The sequence below is a fragment of the Desulfolutivibrio sulfodismutans DSM 3696 genome (assembly GCF_013376455.1).
Taxonomy (GTDB): Bacteria; Desulfobacterota; Desulfovibrionia; order Desulfovibrionales; family Desulfovibrionaceae; genus Desulfolutivibrio; species Desulfolutivibrio sulfodismutans.
The window spans coordinates 1,613,134-1,635,728 of sequence record NZ_CP045504.1 but is presented as its reverse complement, the minus strand read 5'-3'; the positions used below and the strand labels follow the sequence as shown (position 1 = coordinate 1,635,728).

At 61.1% G+C, this 22,595-nt stretch carries 10 protein-coding genes; 5 read left to right on the top strand and 5 right to left on the bottom strand.

What is annotated here, in order from left to right:
• Nucleotides 1-288 precede the first annotated feature (288 nt).
• From GD606_RS20930 to GD606_RS07795, 5 genes are all read left to right on the top strand, one after another.
• Nucleotides 289-459, top strand: a complete 171-nt coding sequence (locus GD606_RS20930; RefSeq protein ID WP_163300255.1) for a DUF3309 family protein — start codon at nt 289-291, stop codon at nt 457-459.
• A gap of 719 nt (nt 460-1,178) precedes the next feature.
• Nucleotides 1,179-1,601: a DUF3309 domain-containing protein gene (locus tag GD606_RS20995; RefSeq protein ID WP_309550407.1), complete on the top strand. Its 423-nt coding sequence runs from the start codon at nt 1,179-1,181 to the stop codon at nt 1,599-1,601.
• 935 nt (nt 1,602-2,536) lie between these two features.
• Entirely contained in the window at nt 2,537-2,818 is a 282-nt protein-coding gene (locus tag GD606_RS07805) for an SH3 domain-containing protein (RefSeq protein ID WP_163300253.1), read from the top strand.
• A gap of 309 nt (nt 2,819-3,127) precedes the next feature.
• Nucleotides 3,128-11,734 carry a glycoside hydrolase family 94 protein gene (locus GD606_RS07800; protein ID WP_163300252.1) on the top strand — a complete coding sequence of 2,869 codons (8,607 nt, stop codon included), beginning with the start codon at nt 3,128-3,130 and terminating at the stop codon, nt 11,732-11,734.
• 103 nt (nt 11,735-11,837) lie between these two features.
• Entirely contained in the window at nt 11,838-13,334 is a 1,497-nt protein-coding gene (locus GD606_RS07795; protein WP_163300251.1) for a B12-binding domain-containing radical SAM protein, read from the top strand.
• Between the two features lie 58 nt (nt 13,335-13,392).
• On the opposite strand, the gene GD606_RS07790 is transcribed toward GD606_RS07795, so the two are convergent.
• The 5 genes from GD606_RS07790 to GD606_RS07770 all read right to left on the bottom strand — a co-directional run bounded on the left by GD606_RS07790 (nt 13,393) and on the right by GD606_RS07770 (nt 22,424).
• Nucleotides 13,393-15,642 (bottom strand): hybrid sensor histidine kinase/response regulator, encoded by a 2,250-nt coding sequence (locus GD606_RS07790; protein WP_163300250.1) that lies wholly within the window; start codon nt 15,640-15,642, stop codon nt 13,393-13,395.
• Complete coding sequence (locus tag GD606_RS07785) at nt 15,639-18,638, bottom strand: chemotaxis protein CheB (RefSeq protein ID WP_163300249.1); 3,000 nt, start codon at nt 18,636-18,638, stop codon at nt 15,639-15,641. The genes GD606_RS07790 and GD606_RS07785 overlap by 4 nt, the downstream gene beginning before the upstream one ends.
• Before the next feature lie 544 nt (nt 18,639-19,182).
• Complete coding sequence (locus GD606_RS07780; RefSeq protein WP_163300248.1) at nt 19,183-20,703, bottom strand: sigma-54 interaction domain-containing protein; 1,521 nt, start codon at nt 20,701-20,703, stop codon at nt 19,183-19,185.
• A gap of 963 nt (nt 20,704-21,666) precedes the next feature.
• Nucleotides 21,667-21,984 (bottom strand): BON domain-containing protein, encoded by a 318-nt coding sequence (locus GD606_RS07775; protein ID WP_163300247.1) that lies wholly within the window; start codon nt 21,982-21,984, stop codon nt 21,667-21,669.
• Between the two features lie 191 nt (nt 21,985-22,175).
• A complete protein-coding gene (locus GD606_RS07770) occupies nt 22,176-22,424 on the bottom strand; it encodes a GlsB/YeaQ/YmgE family stress response membrane protein (protein ID WP_163300246.1) in 249 nt (82 codons plus the stop codon).
• Nucleotides 22,425-22,595 lie beyond the last annotated feature (171 nt).

Below are 22,595 nucleotides of genomic sequence, written 5' to 3'. Positions count from 1 at the left end.
ATCCAGCCAGTTGTCACATATGACCGCAGACGGCCACCGTCTGGGACTTCACCCCGTGGATCATGCCTAGTATCCTCATTTATCAATGATACTTGAAGATATCTGCGCCATATGTAGCCAATGGCCTACTTCTTGTATCTCTGCTCTGACATCAGGTCACAACCTAGCAAAAATCATGTCAGTCAGGATACTCCGTGAATGATCGCCTTGATGCCGTGATGATACTGTCGACATGCAATATTCAAAGAATCCTAAGCAAATAAACAACGGACTGACAGAGAATAGAAAATGTCAAAGACGACGCTCTTTATCGCTGGCCTTGTCCTGGTTCTGGTCGGAATCATTCCGATCTGGCCTCGTAAAAAATCATGGGGATATGCGACAAGCACGAGCATAAGTCTTGCGGTTATGTTGATAATCGTCTTTTTGTTGATAAGCAATGATATGATATCACTATGAACAACCATAATAGAAAAGAAATATGGGTAAGAACAATGAAAACAATATGGCAACCATTGCTTTTCGGTTGTGGCCTTTTGACATCTATTCTTTTTGCGAATTCCGCAAACATTGAACAACCTCAGGCCGTGCCGAAGCCACCCTACGTCGAGGTTCTGCCCGATGCCTTTCACCATGGGGAGCCAATGCCGCGCAAACTCTTCACGAACAACGACGGCAGGGCATCCGTGCCACGGGACGATCCCGCCGGGGAAAGGCAAACGCCCGCACCACCCCCCCCAGAGAGATCCCGTCAGGGCGGATGGCAGCCAACCTGGCCCTGACAAGGGCTTAGGGCCGACACGCCCCTCCCCTCGCGCCGCAGGTCTGCGGAACCTGCGACTGGCAATCAGACAGGGGAAGGGTGGGCGTGTCGCTTCGCCCACGCGGCAAGAAAGCGTAAACCAGGGGCGTTCGCCCATGGTCGCCAGTCGCAGTTCCAAAGACCGCGCCTGTGCCGGGAAGATCGGCCACCTCCACAAGTCGCCTCCCGTTGTCGCCAGGAAACGCGCCATCTGGCCAGATATGACCATGCGGTCATATCTGACCATATTGGTGGTCGTTGCCTGCCGAGCCCCTCCAGTTATGGACGCATTTTCCGTGAGAAACCATGCTGTTATCTCCCGCACGCCGAGCATAACGTGACTGGCTCGAATCTTGTAAATACATATATCGTGAACATGCGGCCTTGCCCGTGCCTGGCATCATATCAAGCATGCAGCGCAGAAACAGAAGACGAAATCCGGTGGTGGAGCAGAAACCGCAACAAGCAGACTTCCTGGCAAGTACGAGGGCAGACCAATGAGGGTTTCGGCGGTTTATGTATCAACGTCTTCAACCGTAAACCGTATTCGACATCGATGATACAAGTGATGCCGCACCGCAATTTGCAAAGGCAGAGCAGTATATTTTTTTCGTATGACATATGTAAAGGAGAGTGCCTTATGTCCATCACAACAATCCTCTTGATAGTGCTTGTACTTATGCTGTTGGGAATCATCCCGATTTGGCCTCACAGCAGATCCTGGGGATATGGGCCGAGCGGCGTCATCGGCCTCATTGTGGTCATACTTGTCATCCTGTTCCTGCTTGGAAAAATCTAAACGGACGCAATCCGATGGGCATCTCTTCAGCACGCCAAGCACGATATGGGATCCATGCCCAATGGCATAGAAAAGAACTTGTGACGCTCCATGGAGGACTCTTATGCAACGCAAACGTGGATTCTCTTGTTTGATACTCGGCGTGGCTGCGCTCCTTGTTGTGGCGGCGACGACTGGATGCGTCAGAAATCGAAGGCCACCGCCGCCGGAGGTAGTCACAACATCGAATTATCCTGATGACAGAGCTGTCATCGTTCACAGAAACGATGAAGGGCCACGGCGGTACTATCGAGACAACAACGGCAAGTTGTATTATGTGGACGAGGCCGGATCTGTCCACTCCATTGATCGGAACGTACGCGTTGAACGAGGCACTGCCGGGTTATACTATATCGTTGATGATGACAGTGACCGGTACTACACGAATACGGAAGGGAGACTGTATTATAGAGATTCATCTGGCGGCGCCATCCATATCGAAGAAAGTGGAGCTGGCCGGGTTATCGACCCCCTTCCCATCCTGCGCGGCGAGTCCTATCCGAGGATAGAGCATGTGCGAAGCCTCGATTACTGCAACGACACCTGGAGAAAGTGCAACTCTTCATGCGACAGGTCTTCCGGTTTGAGCAGCAAGAGAACCTGTTTTGGAGATTGCGACTATCAACGTGAACAATGCCTTCAGCCATATTAGAGGTGTTGCCTGTGGAAAAATACATCCGCAATGGCTGTTCACATAAACAAAGTCGTCAAGACATGGAGCGCTTGATGTGTATGATGTCGCCTGGATCATCTAGCGAAAGTCAGAACGTGCTGGATTGTATCTGCGAACAGAATATGGAAAATCCATGTCATAAAAAATAACGTAAAAGCAATTTTAAGAGGAGTGTGTCGTCTCACTTTCATTTCCAAAAAACAAATTACGCGAGGAGTGTTCCATGAAGAGTTTGACAAAAATTGCCTGCGTCCTGTCCCTTGCCGCCATCCTTGGGCTTCCCGCCGTCACGGCAACCGCAAGGCCGCTTGGCAGCACCGCCTATTCCGGCATGTCCAATCTTCCGCTCCGCAATTGCGAAGGATTTTGGTGCGGCCAGCTCAACAGGATCGCCATGGATGAACAACTCAAGGTCCTGGTCTATGGCTCCGGCGGCGGCTGGTCATACGTTGAAGTCGTGTCCACCGGACAGCGCGGCTGGGTCTGCAACGAAAACGTCTATTAGCCAGGACATGCGGGGATTCCCGTAAGGAGCCCCGGCAGTGAAAACGGCCTTGGATGGGGGGGGCGGCGGCCAGGACCGCTGACCGCAGGGGCCGAACCAAGACCGGAACAGCCGGGGCGACGCCCGCCTCATGACGTCAGACGCACCGGCCGACCAGGCGGGGTCCAGCAAGACCCCGTCTGGTTTTTCAAGACTCGGTGCGCCGTAGACAATGTTCGTCCTCAGAAGGAGAGTCATATCGCCATCAAACGAGACGTGGGACTGACTGCACACACACGGAATGCGCCGGACCAAGGCTGGGATGCCGAATTGCTGCGTTCGGAACTGTTCAGCATCAAGCAACTGACGCTGCACGCCGCTGATCTTGCCGGACGGCATGCCATCGATCCGCATCCGGGACCGGACAGGTTGTTGCCCCGACTGGCGGACAATGAGCGCGTCCTCTTGGCGGCGTATGACGTGGTGACGGCCGCAGCCACGCCGGGACAACGGATCGTTCCGGCGGAGTCCTGGCTGCTCGATAACTTCTATCTCATCGAACAGCAGATCGTGCTGGCCCGGCGGCATCTGCCGCGCGGCTACAGCCGCCAGTTGCCGCGTTTGGCCGACGGCCCGTCGGCCGGGTTCCCCCGCATCTACGACCTGGCCTTGGAGCTCATCTCCCACATGGACGGGCGCGTCGACAGCGACAACACCACCCAGTTCGTCGCCGCCTACCAGACCGTTTTGCCGCTGCGGCTGGGGGAGTTGTGGGCCTTCCCGATCATGCTGCAACTGGCCCTGCTGGAAAACCTTCGCCGTGTGGCCCTGCGCATCGCGCATCGCCGTGAGGAACTTGACTCGGCCATCGTCTGGGCGCAGCGTATGCTCGCCACGGCCGAGAAGGAACCGAAACAACTCATTCAGGTGCTTGTCGAGTTCGCCGACGCTGATGTTCCGCTGACGGCCTCGTTCGTGGAGGAGTTTTACGCCCGGCTCCAGGCCCAGGGGGCCGTCATGGCCTTCATCCAGACCTGGGTCGAGCAGAAACTCCTTGAGCAGGGGGTGACCGCGACCCAATTGTCCGAGGCGGCCAGCCGCACCGCTGCGGCCAACCAGATCTCCATCGCCAACAGCATCGGGAGCCTGCGGTTCATCGGCTCGACGGACTGGAAGGTGTTCGTCGAATCCTTAAGCGTCGTCGAGCAGACCTTGCGCGAAGACCCCGTCGGGCTGCACGCCGATCAGGATTTCGCCACCCGCGACCGGTATCGGCATGTCATCGAGGACGTGGCCCGGGACAGCCCCCAAAGCGAACCGGACGTGGCCCGACAGGCCGTCGCCCTGGCCCAGGCGGCGGCGCAGCGGCACGGCCTCGGACATCGCGCCGCGCACGTCGGATACTATCTGATCGACCATGGCCGCCCTCTGCTGGATCATGCGGCGGGCAGCCGGGCGACCTGGAAGACACGCCTTGGCCGGATTGGCCAGCCTTACCGCCTGGGACTCTATCTCGGCGTCATCGTGTGCCTCACGGCGCTGGCGACCTGGGCGGCGCTTAGCCCCCTGGACGATGCCGGATGGGCGGACTGGCGGTCCTGGCTCCTGGCCGTCCTGGCCGGTGTCGGCGTCTCGGGCCTGGCTGTGTCGCTGGCGAACCTTGCGGCCACCATGGCCTTGCCGCCGCGCGCCTTGCCCCGGCTGGATTATTCGCAGGGCATCCCCCCCGGCCAGGCCACCATGGTGATCGTCCCCACCCTGCTAGGCGCGCCGCACGAGATCGACGCCCTCCTGGAGGCCCTGGAGATCCGCTATCTCGGCAATCGCGACCCGCACCTGCATTTCGCCCTGCTCACGGATTTTTCCGACGCCTCCGAGGCCGTCATGCCAGACGACGAGGCGCTCGTGGCCCGGGCCAGGGCCGGGATCGAGGTCCTCAACGAGACCTACCGCGAGGATCGCCCGAACGTCTTTTTCCTGTTCCACCGACCCCGGACATGGAATCCCCACGAACGGACCTGGATGGGATATGAGCGCAAGCGGGGCAAGCTGGAGCAGTTCAACGCCGTGCTGCGCGGCGGGTCCAAATCCGCCTTTTCCCAGATCGTCGGGGATACGTCGCTGCTTGGTTCCATCCAGTACGTCATCACCCTGGACACCGACACCCAGTTGCCCCGGGACACGGCCCGCAAGCTCATCGGCAACATGGCCCACCCCCTGAACCGGCCGGTCTACGACGCCGACGCAAGGCGCGTCGTCGAAGGCTACGCCATCCTGCAACCGCGGGTCTCCATCAGCCTGACCAGCGCGGGACAGTCGCGGTTCACCAGACTTTTCGCCGGAGACTCGGGCATCGATCCCTACACCCGCGAGGTGTCGGACGTGTACCAGGATCTGTTTGGCGAGGGCTCGTTTATCGGCAAGGGCATTTACGATGTGGACGCCGTCCGGCAGGCCCTAAGCGGGCGTTTTCCGGAAAACCTGGTCCTGAGCCACGACCTGCTGGAAAGCGGGTATGCCCGCTCGGCCCTAGTGTCCGATGTGGATCTCATCGAGGAGCATCCGGCCAGTTACGCCATGGAGGCCAGCCGCCGCCACCGCTGGGTGCGCGGCGATTGGCAGCTTGCGGGCTGGCTTTTTCCCCGCGTGCCCGGCCCTCCCGGGGCGGACGGGGCCAAACCGGCCGGGCGGCCAAACGCGCTCACGGCGTTGTCGGTGTGGAAACTCATCGACAATCTGCGGCGCAGCCTCGTGCCGCCGTCGCTTCTGGTCCTGCTGGCCGTGGGATGGACCATCGGCCCGGGTCCGGTCTGGTTCTGGACGCTGGTGGTTGCGGCCGTGCTCTTTCTGCCCGCCGGGTTGGAGGCCGCCATAGCCTTGATCCGGAAGCCAAAGGACCGTTCCTGGCCGTTGCAGGTGCTCCTGACGAGCCGGGCCGCCGGACGTCCCATGGCCCTTTCCGGGCTGGAACTGGCCGCCTTGCCCTACGCCGCGATCATGAACCTGGATGCGATCATGCGTTCCGCCGGGCGCATGCTCTTTACCCGGAAGGGACTTCTTACGTGGCACACGAAGTCCTATGCGCGCCGGAACGCCTGTCGCACCCTGGCCGGGTTTTACCTGGAGATGTGGTTCGCGCCCGCCCTGGCCACGGCCCTGGCCCTGGCCCTGACCCTTTTGGCCGACAAGCCGCACGGTCTGGTGTTTGCTGCGCCTGTCCTTTTGCTGTGGTTCGCGTCGCCGCTTCTGTGCTGGTGGATCAGTCTGCCGCTTCTGCTCCCGACCCAGGAACTGACCCTGGCCCAGCATGCGTTTTTGCGCGGGGCGGCCAGGAAGACTTGGCGGTATTTCGAGGACTTCGTCGGGCCGAAGGATAACTGGTTGCCGCCCGACAACTATCAGGAATATCCGGCGGAGATTTTGGCCTCGCGAACCTCGCCCACGAACATGGGCATGGCCCTTCTGGCGAACCTGGCCGCGCACGATTTCGGATACCTGTGCGCCGGGGAGCTGTTGCAGCGAACCGGGAACACCCTGGACGCCATGGAGCGCCTGGAACGGTACCGGGGCCATTTCTACAACTGGTACGACACGCGCACGGGGCGCCCCCTTCGCCCCCAGTACGTCTCCACGGTCGACAGCGGCAACCTCGTGGGCTGCCTGCTGACCTTGCAGGCCGGACTGGCCGAGTTGAAAGCACAGCCGGTGTTGTCCTCCAGCGCCTTTCCGGGGCTTATGGACACCCTGCAGATGCTTGCCGAACAGGCGATTCCGGCCCGGACGCCGGCACTCGCAAGCAAAATTGCGCTTCTGCGGGACGCCCTGCGCCCGCTGGCCCTGGCCGGACAGCCGCTGACCCTGGCTGCCGCCCATTGCGTGCTGGAGGAGATGTGCGGCGTGGGCGACGGCGTGGCGGCCCTGCTGCCCGGGGATGCCGCCAGCGACAGTCATCTGTTTTACTGGGCCCATGCCTTCGACCGGCAAGCCCAGGCCCTGCACGACGAGTTGCGTCTGCTTTCGCCCGAGCCGGAGCTTTTTGCCGACATTCCCACCCTGGCGGAACTGGCCGGGGCGAACGGCCGTGACGGCCAGCCCCCGGAAACCGGCGACAGCCCCATGCACGCCGCGTCTCTAGGCCATACTGCGGCGCGTCGTCTGGCCATGATCGACGCCCTGGCGGACCGCTGCCGCAGCCTGGCGATGATGGATTTCGAGTTTCTGTACGACACGTCCCGCAGCCTGCTGGCCATCGGCTACGACGTGGGCGAACGGCGCCGCGACCCGTCCTGCTACGACCTGTTGGCGTCGGAGGCCCGTCTGACCAGCTTTGTGATCATCGCCCAGGGCCAGATACCCCAGAAACATTGGTTTTCCCTGGGCCGCCTGCTGACAAGCCATGGCGGCGACGTGAGCCTCATTTCCTGGAGCGGCTCCATGTTCGAATACCTCATGCCGCAACTGATCATGCCCAGCTTCCCGAACACCTTACTGGACCAGACCTGCAAGGCCGCCGTGTCGCGCCAGATCGAATACGGTCGGCAACGCGCCGTGCCCTGGGGCATCTCCGAGTCCTGCTACAACGCCACCGACGTGCAACACGTCTACCAGTATCGGGCCTTCGGCGTGCCCGGCCTGGGATTCAAGCGCGGCCTGGGCGACGATCTGGTCATCGCTCCCTATGCCAGCGCCCTGGCCCTGATGGTCGCGCCCCGGGAGGCCTGCCGCAATCTGCAACGGCTTTTCGCCAGCGGGTTCCTCGGGACCTACGGCTTTTACGAGGCCATCGACTACACGCCCTCGCGCGCGTCACGGGACACGCATAGCGCCATCGTGCGGACGTTCATGGCCCACCACCAGGGAATGAGCCTTTTGGCCTTTGCCCATGTCCTGCTTGCCCAGCCTATGCAGAGGCGGTTCATGTCCGCCCCCTCCCTGCGGGCCACGGAGCTGCTTTTGCAGGAACGCCTGCCCAAAACCGGCGAGATGCTGCACCCCCATGCCGCCGAGGTGAGCGCCGCAGCGCATCCGCCCGCCGTGGACACGGGGTCGATCATGCGCGTTTTCACCGACCCGGACGCCCGCCTGCCCGAGGTGCATCTGTTGTCCAACGGCAGATACCACGTCATGACCACCAACGCCGGCGGCGGCTACAGCCGGTGGGGGGATCTGGCCGTGACCCGCTGGCGCGAGGACGTCACCTGCGACTGCTGGGGGACGTTCATCTATCTGCGCGACCGGGACACGGGGCGGTATTGGTCCACCGGATATCAACCCACGCTGTGCCAGGCCGATCACTATGAGGCGGCCTTTGTGCAGGGCCGCGCGGAATACCAGCGGCGCGACGCCTCCATCGAAACGCATACGGAGATGAGCGTCTCGCCGGAGGACGACGCCGAGATCCGCCGGGTCACGCTCACCAACCTGTCGTCGCGCACAAGACGCGTGGAGGTGACCAGCTACGCCGAGGTGGTGCTGGCGCCGCTCAACGCCGACCTGGCCCATCGCGCCTTCAGCAATCTCTTTGTACAGACCGAGATCCTGCCCGAGCGGCAGGCGATCCTATGCACCCGCCGCCGCCGCACGCCGGACGAACCCACGCCGTGGATGTTTCATGTGCTGGCGGCCCCGGGCATGACCGCCGACGAGGCGTCCTACGAGACGGATCGGGCCGCGTTCATCGGACGGGGGCGCACGGCGGCCAACCCCGTGGCCCTGTCCGTCGGCGGGCAGACGGCGCTTTCGAATACCCAGGGGGCGGTGCTCGACCCCATCGTGTCCATCCGCCGCACCATCACCCTTAAGCCCGACGAATCGGCCACGGTGCAGATCATCACCGGCGTGGCCGACACCCGGCAGGCCGCCCTGGCCTTGATCGAAAAGTATTGCGACCGGCATTTCGTGGCCCGGGCCTTTGAAATGGCCTGGTTTCACAGTCAGGAGGTGCTGCGCAACCTGGGGGCGACCGAGGCCGACGCCCAGGTCTACGGCCGCCTGGCCAATTCCGTGGTGTACGGCAACGCCTTGCGCCGCGTCGCCCCTGGGGTCATCGCCCGCAACCAGCGCGGCCAGTCCGGCCTGTGGCATTTTGCCGTTTCAGGGGATCTGCCGATCATCCTGGTGCGCATCGGCGACATCGAGCGCATCGACACGGTGCGGCAGGCCCTGCAGGCCCATGCCTATTGGCGGATAAAGGGCCTGGCCAGCGATCTGGTGATCTTAAACGAGGATTTTTCCGGCTACCGGGCGGTGCTGCAGGACCAGATCGTGGGGCTGATCAACACGGGCCCCGAGGCCCAGCTTCTTGACAAGCCGGGAGGCGTTTTCGTGCGCCGGGCCGAGGAACTCTCCGAGGAGGACCGGGTATTGTTTCAGACGGTGGCCAGGGTCGTGCTTACCGATGGTCCGGAGACGCTGGTCGAGCAGGTGGAACGCCGCACCACGGGACCACGCGTCTCGGACCGCCTGAAGCCGGTGCTGCCGCCGCCGCCCGAACCGGCCCGGGAGCTCGCCCCGCGCGAGCGCATTTTCTGCAATGGCCTGGGAGGGTTCACGCCCGACGGCCACGAATACGTGATTACCCTGGAGCCCGGTCAAAACACCCCCGCCCCGTGGTCCAACGTCATCGCCAGCGCGCATATCGGCACGGTGGTCAGCGAAGGCGGGAGCGCCTGCACCTGGGTGGAGAATGCCCACGAATTCCGGCTGACCACCTGGCACAACGACCCCGTAAGCGACGTCAGCGGCGAGGCCTTCTACATCCGCGACGAGGAGACCGGGGCGTTTTGGTCGCCCACGCCGCTGCCCGCCCGGGGCCGGACCGGATACGTGTGCCGACATGGGTTCGGCTACAGCGTGTTCGAGCATCGCGAGGCCGACATTTCCTCGGAACTGCATACCTATGTGGCCATGGACGCGCCGGTGAAGTTCGTGGCGGTCAAGCTGCGCAACCACTCGAAACGCCATCGCCGGTTGTCTTTGACCGGCTATTGGGAACTGGTTCTCGGCGAGTGGCGGCACGCCAACCTCATGCACATCGTCACCGAAACGGACCCGGAGAGCGGGGCGTTGTATGCCCGCAACGCCTATGGCCGCGAATGCGCCGGGCGGGTGGTCTTCGTGCAGGTCAGCCAGCGGGAGCGTGTGGTCAGTGGCAACCGCACCGCGTTTATCGGCCGCAACGGCTCCCTGGCCAGTCCGGAGGCCATGCGCCGCAAGCGTCTTTCGGGATCGACCGGCCCCGGCCTTGATCCCTGCGCCGCGATGCAGACCTGGATCGATCTGGCCGAGGGACAGGAACGCGAGATCGTGTTCATCATCGGCGCGGCCCGCAACACCGACGAGGCCCGGTATTTCATCCAGAGCTACGGAGGCGTGGGCGGCGCACGGCAGGCCCTGGAGGGGGTGTGGGAATTCTGGAACCGGACCCTGGGGGCCATCCATGTGGAGACCCCGGACCCCGGCCTCGACGTGCTGGCCAACGGCTGGCTGGTCTACCAGACCCTGTCGTGCAGGCTGTGGGGCCGCGCCGGCCCCTACCAGTCCGGCGGGGCCTACGGCTTCCGGGATCAGTTGCAGGACGTCCTGGCTCTCATCCATGCGACGCCGTGGCTGGCCCGCGAACACCTGTTGCGCTGCGCCGGGCGGCAATACCGCCAGGGCGACGTGCAGCACTGGTGGCATCCGCCCAACGGGCAGGGCGTGCGCACGCATTTTTCCGACGACTATCTGTGGCTCCCCTATGCCGTCTGCCGGTATGTGGCGACCACGGGGGATACGGGGGTGCTCGACGAGATGGCCCCATTCCTTGAGGGCCGGGAGCTTAATGCGCAGGAGGAGGCCTCTTTCGATCAGCCCCAATCTTCAAGCGAGGTAGCCACGCTCTATGAGCATTGCGTGCGGGCCATCTCCCATGGCCTGCGCTTCGGCGAACACCACCTGCCGCTTATGGGCTGCGGCGACTGGAATGACGGCATGAATCTCGTCGGTTGCGAGGGCCGGGGCGAGAGCGTCTGGCTGGGCTGGTTCCTGTATGAGAACCTCCAGTCGTTCGCGGGGCTTTCCCGCAGCCGGGGCGATATGGAGTTCGCCGCCGCCTGCGACGCCCAGGCTGCGACGCTTCGCGCCAACATGGAGACCCACGCCTGGGACGGCGGCTGGTACCGGCGGGCCTATTTCGATGACGGCACACCCTTGGGCTCATCCAGTAACGCCGAATGCCGGATCGATTCCATCAGCCAGAGCTGGGCGGTCATTTCCGGCGGCGGCGATCAAACGCGGGCCCGGCTGGCCATGGCCGCCGTGGACGAGCATCTGGTGCACCGCCGGGAGGGAATCATTGCCCTGTTGGCCCCGCCTTTCGACACCTCAAACCTGGAGCCCGGCTACATCAAGGGATATGTGCCCGGGGTGCGTGAAAACGGCGGCCACTACACCCACGCCGCGATATGGACCACCATGGCCTTCGCCATGTTGGGAGAACGGGAACGGGCCTGGGAGCTCTTCGCCATGCTTTGCCCCGTGCGGCACGCAAGCCGTCCGGAACAGAGCGAACGCTACAAGGTCGAGCCCTACGTCATGAGCGCGGACATCTACGCCGCGCCGCCGCACACCGGCCGGGGAGGCTGGACCTGGTACACCGGGGCGGCGGGGTGGATGTACCGGCTGACCGTGGAGACGCTATTGGGGATTCGCCTGGAGGTGGACCGCCTACATATCGCCCCGTGCATCCCCGCCCACTGGGATTCGTATAAAATCCATTACCGCTTTCGCGAGACGTTTTACCACATCACCCTGACCCGGGTCGGCGAGATTCCGCAGCGGGTCATCCGGGTGAGCGTGGACGGGACGGCGTCGCCCCAGGCCGTTATGGACGGCGCGGGACGGATATCGCTTGTGGACGACCGCCGGGATCACCACGTCCAGGTGGACCTGGGCTGATGGTCCGGGGCCTGGCCGAAGCGCCTTGCCAGGGAGGCGGAAATCGGCATATTTGTTGCGTACTCCCTGGCCCACACCATTACCTGCGTGAGGTCCGCCAACCATGAACGCCCTTCTGGTCTATCCCGCCTATCCGGACACGTTTTGGAGTTTCAAGCACGTCCTGCCGTTTATCGCCAAGAAAGCGGCCTTTCCGCCCCTGGGCCTGCTTACGGTGGCCGCCATGCTGCCGCCGTCCTGGGAAAAACGGCTCGTGGACGTCAATGTCGCCCCCCTTGGCGAGGCCGATCTGGCCTGGGCCGACGTGGTTCTGGTCAGCGCCATGCTCGTTCAGACGCCAAGCGCCCGGGACATCATCGCCCGGGCCAAGGCCGCGGGCAAACGGGTGGTCGCGGGGGGGCCGGCCTTCTTAGCCCAGCCCGGGAGTTTCCCCGGGGTGGACCATTTCATCCTGGGCGAGGCCGAGGACATCCTGCCGACGTTTCTTGAGGATTTGCAGCACGGCCGCGCCAGGCCGGTCTACGAGGCCGCCGGGCGGCCCGATCTCGGGGCCACGCCGCTGCCCTTGTGGGAACTGGTGAACTTCAAGGATTATGTGTCCATGTCCGTGCAGTATTCGCGCGGTTGCCCCTTTGACTGCGAATTCTGCGGCATTGTGGCCATGAATGGGCGGCGGCCCCGGGTCAAAAGTCCCGACCAGATGCTTGGCGAACTGCAAAGCCTCTACGACGCGGGCTGGCGGGACACGGTCTTTATCGTGGACGACAACTTCATCGGCAATCTGGCCCACGTCAAAGAGTTCCTGCCGCTCCTTGCGGCCTGGCAGAGAAAGCGCGGCTATCCCTACAAGTTCATGACCGAGGCCAGCGTCAACCTGGCGCAGGACGTAACGCTCATGCGCATGATGAGCGCGGCCAATTTCCACAAGGTCTTCATCGGCATCGAGACCCCGTCCGTGGAGAGCCTCAAGGAATGCGGGAAAAACCAGAACGTGGCCACGGATTTCGCCAGCGCCGTGCGCACCATCCATCAGCATGGCATGCAGGTCATGGGGGGATTTATCGTGGGTTTCGACCACGACACGCCGTCGATCTTCGAGCAGCAGATTCGTTTCATCCAGGATATCGGGGTGGTCACGGCCATGGTCGGCGTGCTTAACGCCCTGCCGCAAACCCGGTTGTGGCGGCGCCTTCAGGCCGAGGATCGTCTGGTCGGCGAGATGAGCGGGGAAAACACGGACGCCAGCCTAAACTTCATTCCCAGGATGGGCCGTGAGACGCTGCTTGAAGGCTATAAACAACTCCTTGGCGTGATCTATTCCCCGAAAAAATACTACCAGCGCATCAACACCTTTCTGGCCGCTTATACCCCCACGGCGCGGGGAAAGATACTCTCCACCGAGGTTTGGGCCTTCGCGCGCAGCATGTGGTCCATCGGCGTGGTCTCACACGCCCGCTTTGCGTATTGGAAGCTCATGCTCAAAACGCTTACGACCAAGCGCAAGGCCTTTCCCGTGGCCGTGGAACTGGCGATTCTCGGCCTGCACTTCGAGCGCGTGGCCCGCCGGGTGCTTTGCGTCGATACCGCGCCCGAGGCCTAAGCGGGGGAGGGCGCATCCCCGGATGGTTCCCAAATGGACGGCCCGGCCCGGCCCGTCCTCACGGCGTCAGGGAAACAGCCGGTGGCGCCGAGGCCTTCCCCCCGGGCGGCGACGATTTTTCCCCGATCAGCCGGTCGATGACCTCTTCGAGCGCATGAAGCGCCACGGGCTTGGCCACATAGTCGTCCATGCCCGCCGCCAGGAATTTCTCACGATCGCCCGTCTGGGCATAGGCCGTCACCGCGATGACCGGGATGCCCGACACCGCCGCAAAGTCCTTGTCGCTGCGGATGTGGCGCACGGCCTCGATGCCGTCCATCACCGGCATCTGGACGTCCATCAGGATGCAATCGAATTGGGATTGGCGCAGGGCGTCCAGGGCTTCCACCCCATTGCGGGCGGTGGCCACCTCATAGCCCCTGCGCCCGAGCAGCGCCTCCATGCCCCTCAGATTGACGGGTTCGTCCTCGACGACCAGCAGCTTCCGAGTCCGCCTGCGCGGTTCCGGGGACGGCATGGCCGCAGGCGTCGCGTCGTGTTCTTCCCGGGGCAGGGCGCAGGGGATGGACACGGTTATCCGGGTACCCGCCCCGACCGTGCTTTTTAAGGAGATCTCGCCGTCCATCAGGTCCACAAGCCGCTTGACGATGGCCAACCCCAGGCCTGCGCCCTGGTATTGCCGGGTGTAGGAGACCTCGACCTGGGTGAAGCGGTCGAAAATACGGTCTTGCTGTTCGGGAGGGATGCCCATGCCCGTGTCATGCACCGAAAAAGAAAGCCTGCATCCTTCCGGGGCGTCGCCGGATTCGGCCCAGGCCATGATCCGGACCTCGCCCCGGGTCGTGAACTTGACGGCGTTGCCGACCAGATTGAAAAGAATCTGCCGTATCCTGGCCTCGTCGCCCACCAGCCGAAGGGGAACGCGCGGGTCGATATGCCAGAAGGTGGCCAGGCCCTTTTTCCCGGCGACCACGTCGAGGATGTCCGACACGGATCGAAAAATGTCACCCAGGGCGAAGGGCTTCATGGTCAGGTTCAACCTGCCGGCCTCCATCCTGGAAAAATCCAGGATGTCGTCCAGGAGGGCCAAAAGTCGCCAACTGGCTGAGGTCGCATGGGCCACGCAGTCTTTCTGCTCGTCGGCCAGGGCGGTCAACTTCAGATACTGGAGCATGCCGAGTACGCCGTTTAACGGGGTACGGATCTCATGGCTCATGTTGGACAAAAATTCGCTCTTGGCCCGGTTGGCGGATTCGGCCTGCTCCTTGGCCGCGATGAGATCCCCCTCGGCCTGTCGGCGCTCCAGTTCCCCGGCGGCCCGGACGCTCACGATGCGCAACAGGGTCTCCGCCAGCCGGGCGTTGCAAAGGGGGGTGCGGCCGATGAGGGCGATCAATCCTATCGGCCGTCCATGGGAGCCCCACAGGGTCGTCCCGATGTAGCTTTCGGCGTCCATGGCCGCCAGCGCCTCGTCTTTTGGGAACAGCCGCCGGACATGTTCCGGATGGCAGCAGATCATCTTGCCGACCACGTCGCCGCAAGGGGTGTCCTTGAGGGCATAGGACATGTTGTCCTCGAAATGCCCGTCGGAGTAGACGGCCACCGTCCGGGCGGTCAGCCCGTCTCCCTCCAGCAGATCGATGCAGACAAACCCCATCTCCAGCTTTTCGGCCAGATAGCGGGCCAGGGATTGAAAAAAATCCTCGCCCGCGCCTGTCCATCCGCTGGATGAAAGAAAATTCTGGACATCCCCGATCTCCGTGCGCTCGGTGATGTCCGTCATGGCCATCCGGCATTCCGGACGCCCCTTGGGGACGACGGCCTCAAGGCGCACACATTTCGCGTGCCCTTTTCCCGTGACCATGTGCGTTTCGAAGATGGCCTGCCCCGTGCCCCGAAAGGCCTCCTGAAGGAAGTCGGTGAAGGCGGAAAAGGATTCGGTGGGGAGAAGGACGTGGAAACGCCGGTTGATCAGGTTGGCCCGCTCCACCTCCACCACGTTGGTTCCGGCAAGATTCACCTTGAGGATAGTGCCATCGCCGTCGAGGGTGAAATACCCGACCGGGGCGAAGTCATAGAGGTCGGCGTAGCGGGCCAGCCCCGCCTCTACCTCGTCCCGGGAGCGGCGCAGCTCTTCGTTTTGCAGCTCAAGCTCAATCTGGTGGACCTGGAGCTCGTGGACGAGCCGCTTCAAATCCCCCGAAGATTCGGCGACGGTCGGGCCGGTTTGTGTGCGACGCAGCATTTCCTCGGCCTGCTGGCGCAGGACGGCTGGTTCCGTTGGCCCTGATCCGTCGCTTCTCATCATGCGCCCCCTCCGGCTTCTCTGGTGGCGTCGTCTCCGAGGCGTGCTCCCTCCCATGCCCCGGCGGCCGCCTCGAACAGGAGGCAAAAGCGGTCGGGTTTATCACCCGGCCGGTAAGCGGAACACCGAACGGTTTTCGCGCCATGTTCGAAAAACAGATCGAAACCACCGCGAACGCCGTGAACGGCCGCATCCTGGCAGGCCGTCCGCCAACGCGCCTCGCTCCCTGGCCACACCTCGCGCAGGGTCCGGCCCAGCACCTCCTCGCTTGGTCTGCCCCAAAGGTCCGCAAAGGCCTCGTTGACGAAAACAAACCGGCCGTCGACAAAGGTTCCGGCTGGGTCGAGCACGGTCGTAAGGAGTGCGAACGCATTGGGCATGCTGGCGAACACCGCCAGGGCCTCGTGTTCCTTTTCCCGCAGCCGCTCCTCCAGACGCTTGGACGCGCTTACGTCGGACAGGGTGATCACCAATCCGTCAATCCGATTGTCCAGGGTGCGATAGGGCATGACGCGCGTCAGAAACCAGCGGCCATCCCGGGCGGGAAGGGCTTTTTCGAGAAAGACCAGGGAGCGCAGCACCTCGCGTGCGTCCGCGACCATGTCGGGATAGTCCAGCACCGTGGCGATGTCCGTGATGGGCCGCCCCACATCGCTTGGAATGAGTTTGAAGATCGATGCGACCTGGGTGGTGAACCGCCGCACATGAAGGTCGTCGTCCAGAAACAGCGTGGCGATGTCGGTGCTGTTGAGCAGGTTCTTCATGTCGTTGTTGGCCCGGGACAGGTCGTCGAATTTGGCCTTCAATTCATGATTGACGGTCTGGAGTTCCTCGTTCATGGACTGAATTTCTTCCTTCGATGTGGTCAGCTCTTCATTCGTTGATTGCAATTCCTCGTTTGCGGATTGCAATTCTTCATTGCTGAGTCGCAGTTCTTCCTGGGAAGTCTGCATCTCCTGTCGAATTGTTTTGGCCTCGCTTCTGGCCTGGAGCAGCTCCCGCCCGAGGGCCTCCAGTTGGGAAATATCCTTTATCTCCGGGTTGAAGGAGGTGGGAACCGCCGTCTCCAGGGCGTCCGGGACATCCAAAAAGACGACCAGGACCATTCCTTTCAGATCAGAAGGATCGTCAATAGGGTGTATCACCACGTCAACGGCATGTTTCCCGCCGTTTGTTCCCAGGTGGACGCTTTTTATTATGGCGGATTTTCTCTCCCTGACCGCCTGGAGAAAGGCAGCATCGAGCTTGAAGTGGAGATCTCCCCGGGCCATAGCGAATAGATTCCAGTTTGCCTTGCCCGCCGCAGGCTCCAGGTACCTGCCCGTGCGTCCGCTGATATAGACGATGTCTCCCTTTTCCGTGGTCAGTACGCCAGCCGGGGCATAGTATTGCAAGAGCAATCGTTCGGTCAGAACCTGGATGTTGGGGACAGGTGCGGGCTTCCGTGAGGGATCGGCCGACGGGGACGGAGCAGCCCTGAAGGCGTCGGGAAACTCCACTGGGGCGGCATGCGTGGCCACGTCAAGGCGCCGGTACAGCCGCAGCTTGCTGTCCAGGGGGGAGAACAGGTCGGTGAAGGTTCCGACTGTTTCCGCACTGCCCAGAAACAGCGTGCCGCCGGGATTAAGGCTGTAATGAAAAAGCGGCAACAGCTTTTGTTGCAGCGAGTGATCCAGGTAGATGAGCAGATTGCGGCAGATCAGGAAGTCCAGTTTGGTGAACGGCGGGTTCATGGCCACGTTGTGCGGGGCAAATATGACGGTCTCCCGTATCTCCTGGCCCACCTTGAAGCCATGCTCGACCTGGTTGAAAAACCGGTGCAGGCGTTCCGGGGAGACGTCCACGGCGATATTTTCCGGATAGGCGGCCGCCCGGGCCTTGTCGATGGCGTCCCGGTCCAGGTCGGTGGCGAAGATCAAAAGCGCGTGGCTGCGCGGCGGTCGGCAGGCGTCCTGGGCCTCTTTAAAAATCATGGCCAGGGAATAGGCCTCTTCCCCGGTGGAGCAGCCCGGCACCCAGGCCCGCAGGGTTCCGCCCTCCGGCTGTGCGGCCAGGAGGGCCGGGATGACCGTTGTCTTCAGATATTCCCAGGCCAGCGGATCCCGGAAAAAACTCGTCACTCCGATCAGAAGCTCCTTGAAAAGCAGCTCGATCTCCTGGCGGTTCTCCCGCAGAAACCGCACATAGTCCGGGATCTCGTCGATCTGGTGCAGGCCCATGCGCCGTTCGATACGGCGATAGATGGTGCTTTTTTTGTACAGGGAAAAATCGTGGCCGGTCTGGGAGCGCAACAGGATCAAGACTTTTTCCAGGGCGCTTTGGTCCTTGGCCTTGATGGCGATGGCCGACGGGGCGGCCGGATGGGCGTGCTTGAGGTAGGCCAGAATCCTGCCGGGCAATTCTTCCACTGGGGCCACGACGTCCGCCAGCCCGGCGTCGATGGAGCTGCGCGGCATGCCGTCGAATTTGGCCGTTCCCGGCTCCTGGACGAATGTTCCCCCGCCTTTTTCCTTGATGGCGCCCAGGCCCAGCATGCCGTCTGAGCCCATGCCCGAGAGGATGACGCCGATGGCGGAGGGCCCCCGGTCGTCGGCCAGGGAGCGCAGGAAGAAATCGATGGGCAGGCGAAGGCCCCGGGCCTGGGTCGGGGGGAACAGATGCAGGGCGTCGCCCAGGATGGAGATGTCCGTGTTCGGGGCGATGACATAGATATGCTCGGGCGCGATCCGCAGGCCGTCCTCGACCTCCTGGACCGGCATATCCGTGGCCCTTTGGAGCAATTCGACCAGGGCGCCCTTCTTGGTGGGGTCCATGTGCTGGATGACGACAAAGGCCAAGCCGGAGCCCGCGGGGACGTTGCGGAGAAACAGTTCCAGGGCCTCAAGGCCCCCTGCCGAGGCCCCCAGGCCGATAACCGGAACATGCCCGGGGGCGGCGTTCGTTGCCGCGTGTTTTGCTGCTCCCGTCGGCGTTTCGATTGGCGCTGCACGGTCGGACATATCGGCCTGTTCCAGCGTTTCATTCTTCTTTGGCATTGGGTTCCAATCGTGACCACGTTTTTTGGTGAGTCTACTTCCGGATCGCCATGATTTTCCGGAACCGAACATGTTGTGTCTTCATGGATGTTCGAAGGCATGTAACACAATGCACCATTGTTGAATATGAAATTCTATACAAAAAGAGTACCAGGATGGTCTTTCCGGTCAAGCCCTGGCTCACGTACTGTCTAAAATTCATTTCATATGGAATTGCCCGTGAAATAGTTCATGCTGAATGCGCTCAAAATTCTTGTAAATCCGCACTGTGGGTGGCGAAAGCCGAAGATACCTGCTCAAAACTGTAAACAAAAACCAAAAGAAGAGATGTGCGCGCCAATGGGATCGACTCCGTTCGTCCGGACAGGCTGTTCTCCTCCCGAGGAAAACGAACGGCGGCTGTGCCCAGGCGGCAACTGGTCAAATATGAGTTCATAGGTCATATTTGGCCAGAGAAAGGGACTGCCGGGATGAGCCAGGCCGCTATCCCCATGTCGGGGACGCAACACTAGGAAGTCATCTTGCGGATGCCGAGCTTGCGCATCCGGCCACGCAGGGTGCTGCGTTCCAGGCCAAGGATTTCAGCCGCGCTGTTTTTCCCGCCGATTTTCCACTGGGTCTGCTCCAGGATGCGGACGATATGGTCCCGCTCGACAGCCTCCAACGTCTTCGTGGCGGCGCGTGAATCCGCCACGGGCATGCTGCGGAGTTCATCCACCAGACGCAGCTTCGGGCCGGAGGAAACGATCACCCCGCGCTCCAGGACATTCTCCAGCTCCCGGACGTTGCCGGGCCAGGGATACTGCTGCAAGGCCTGCATGACCGTCACCGGGATGATCTCGATGGTCTTGCCCAATCGCTTGGATATCTTGGTGACGAAGAAATTGACGAGCAGGGGGATGTCCTCCACGCGGTCCCGCAGTGGCGGCATGAGGATCGGGAAGATGTTCAGCCGGTACCACAGATCGCCGCGAAACGTCCCCTTGCGGACCTCTTCCTCCAGATCCCGGTTGGTGGCGGCGATAATCCGGACATCGACCTTGATGGTTTGCGAACTGCCTAAGCGCTCGAACTCGCCGTTTTGCAGCACCTGGAGCAGTTTTGCCTGCAACTCCAGGGGCAGTTCGCCGATCTCGTCCAAAAAAAGGGTGGCGTGGTTGGCGACCTCGAATCTGCCCAGCCGCTTGGCCAGCGCCCCGGTGAACGCGCCCTTTTCATGGCCGAAAAGCTCGCTTTCGATAAGATTTGCCGGCAGCGCGGCGCAATTCATCTTCACCAGGGCCCGGTCCTTGCGCAGGCTCAAGCCGTGAATGGCCCTGGCCGCCAGTTCCTTGCCCGTTCCGGTCTCTCCGAGAATCAGGACGTTGGTGTCCGTGGCGGCTATCTGCTCGATCTTGTAAAAGACGGAATTGATCGCAGTACTTTGCCCGATAATATTTTCATGATTGTATTCAAGCTTTATCTCTTCCTTCAGATAGGCCCGCTCGATCTCTAAAAGCTGCTTAAGGTGTTCAATCTCTGAAAGTGAAGCCTCGGCAATTTGTTTTCTCTTGTCAGACTCCTCCTTTGCGATGAGAAGTTCTGCGGTTCTTTCGGAAACGATATCCTCAAGATGTTTTTTATATCCCTCGCGCTCGGTTACATCATTTATAGCCAGAAAGATCAATTGCGGAACATTTATATTGTCGCAAATCAACCTGGCGTTCACATGTAATATCTTATGTCCAATGTTATTAAAATCATGTTCTATCGTAAAATCTTGGGAGATGTTGTTCTTGGGAAGGATTGCCTCAAGCAGAAGCTTTAGTCTGGGGATATTCCAGTGGCCGTTGTCAAGTTCGTATATCAAAACGCCTTCCGTATTTTGTGGCGTGAGATGGAAGGTCTGATAAAAAGACATATTGGCTTTCACGATCCTGAGTTCGGCATCAAGCAACACCAAAGGCTCAAGAATCGACCCCAGGAAGTTGTCGAAAAAACGGACGAAGGTTTGCAGCCTTCGCCTGTCATGCGTGTGGTATGTTGGCATTCGTCTCATTTCCCGAGTCACTTGGCACGCATTGCGGCACAATCAGAAACCAGCCTCGCCCCGGCATGGACGACGCCCGTGCGGCGGGTCTGCCTCTCGCTCTGCGAACCGGCGAGAGCGGCCGTGCCTTCCGGCATCGGTCGCCCTCGGGGATCATTGGACATGCTGCATGTTCATGCCTCACATCCCTCACGCCCCCTGGCATACGCCAGACCGTCTCCCAAAATGCCGCGCTTTCGCCTGGCCCGGCCGTTTTGGCCCGAAGGCCGTCCTGCGCGAGTGCAGAGGTTCCGTTTGGAGGCTACCCCTGCCCAGTAAAAAATCATTTGGCCGTTACCAGTTTTCAGGCGGACCGTCTTCTCCATAGCATCATGCTTAAGAACATGTCTCCCCCTGGTCAAGACAATACCGTACCCAGGGGCGGCGTGGCGCGCAGGGGGAGGCGCTTCAACACACGGATCAGGGCCTGCGGCCACAACCCGAAAGGGTACTGGAACAACTCGAAGTGCACACATCGACGTCGTATTGGGTTCTGTTGCTCGGGTTATTCCGGCACGAGTCCACGCATTGCCGATATTGCTGCCGACAGTATTGTCTCGTCTCAACGCCGTTATGCTGCGGCTGGTTTGAACGCCTGGGGGCCGAGGCGCCAGGATTGAAGATGAGCTCATTTCCATCCCGGACGACATGCTGCCTGGCTACGCACGTCAAGCTGCATTCCTTGCAGTCGCGATTGCAAATGGTGCTTGGATCACCGGATGGAGCGTTCACCGTGCAGACAACCATGCCATCAGGCCGTATGCATTCAAATGAGTTTGGCCCGGCGGCGAACGAGAGTTGCCCTATGCAGGCGCAGGCAAGCAGGAGCGTTGCGGTAAAAGAAATTCTTTTCATGTCTCTCTCCTTGTGATGAACATTTTTCAGGATGATAGAGTTTCTCCCATGAGACAAAGTGACGCTTTATCACTGTCCCTTGACAAGCATGTCGTTGCGAACATCGCTTACGCCAACAATCCTGCGAGCCACATGGACCGCAGTATTGATATCCTGCCGGGAACTGACAAATCCGCTCAACTGCACCACACCCTTGAACGTTTCGACATTGATCTCGGCGGATTGCAGTGATGGCTCCTGAAATATCGCTGTTTTCACTTTTGCCGTGATGACGCTATCGTCAATGTATTCCCCTGTGCCTTCCCGGGTGGGCGTTGAGGCACATCCGACAATGAAGGAAAGGACAACGACAATGATCAATCCGGTGACATTGTGATATCGTGACATGATCTGGCTCCTTTCACTGTGAATGTTGCACGGTGATGTTATTTGGTGTGAACGTCGTCTGGCTTTTTTCTCATGGCCGACTGCCGCCAGTGTGTTGTCTCTCAATATTACGCCTGTATTGTTTAAGTAATTGCAGCATGTTACAGTGCTCTTTTCACAACTTAGGCGCGCCAATTGTCCAGGACACGACGCTAGGTGAGCCGTCGGACCACACGCAAGCAGACAAGCAGGATCACCGCCCCAAGCGTGGCCACCAGTATCGACCCCAGGAGCCCATGTACGCCAATGATGGCGGAACCAAAGAGGTGTCCGCCGAGAACCGCGCCCAGGACGCCCACAAGAAGATCGCCCACAAGGCCGAATCCGCCTCCCCCCATGAGGACTCCGGCCAGCCACCCGGCTATCAACCCGACAAGGAGAAACCAGAGAAGATCGTTCATGGCATATCCCATCCTGTCGTTTCATCTCCTGGCGTTGCGTCCCTCTAGGAACTCGCCAGTATTTTAAAGAAAATGATACTTTTGACCAATTGTGTTGAAAAATTCTCGTACACAAATTTCAAAGACATGAAACCAGCATGATTCAGAAAACAACTTAGTCCGTCGACATCT

Excerpts from the sequence above, each read along its gene's own strand:
- GD606_RS07770 (WP_163300246.1), bottom strand. The coding sequence starts at position 22,424 with ATGAACGATCTTCTCTGGTTTCTCCTTGTCGGGTTGATAGCCGGGTGG.
- GD606_RS07780 (WP_163300248.1), bottom strand. The coding sequence starts at position 20,703 with ATGCCAACATACCACACGCATGACAGGCGAAGGCTGCAAACCTTCGTC.
- GD606_RS07795 (WP_163300251.1), top strand. The coding sequence starts at position 11,838 with ATGAACGCCCTTCTGGTCTATCCCGCCTATCCGGACACGTTTTGGAGT.
- GD606_RS07790 (WP_163300250.1), bottom strand. The coding sequence starts at position 15,642 with ATGATGAGAAGCGACGGATCAGGGCCAACGGAACCAGCCGTCCTGCGC.
- GD606_RS07785 (WP_163300249.1), bottom strand. The coding sequence starts at position 18,638 with ATGTCCGACCGTGCAGCGCCAATCGAAACGCCGACGGGAGCAGCAAAA.
- GD606_RS07805 (WP_163300253.1), top strand. The coding sequence starts at position 2,537 with ATGAAGAGTTTGACAAAAATTGCCTGCGTCCTGTCCCTTGCCGCCATC.
- GD606_RS07775 (WP_163300247.1), bottom strand. The coding sequence starts at position 21,984 with ATGTCACGATATCACAATGTCACCGGATTGATCATTGTCGTTGTCCTT.
- GD606_RS20930 (WP_163300255.1), top strand. The coding sequence starts at position 289 with ATGTCAAAGACGACGCTCTTTATCGCTGGCCTTGTCCTGGTTCTGGTC.
- GD606_RS20995 (WP_309550407.1), top strand. The coding sequence starts at position 1,179 with ATGCGGCCTTGCCCGTGCCTGGCATCATATCAAGCATGCAGCGCAGAA.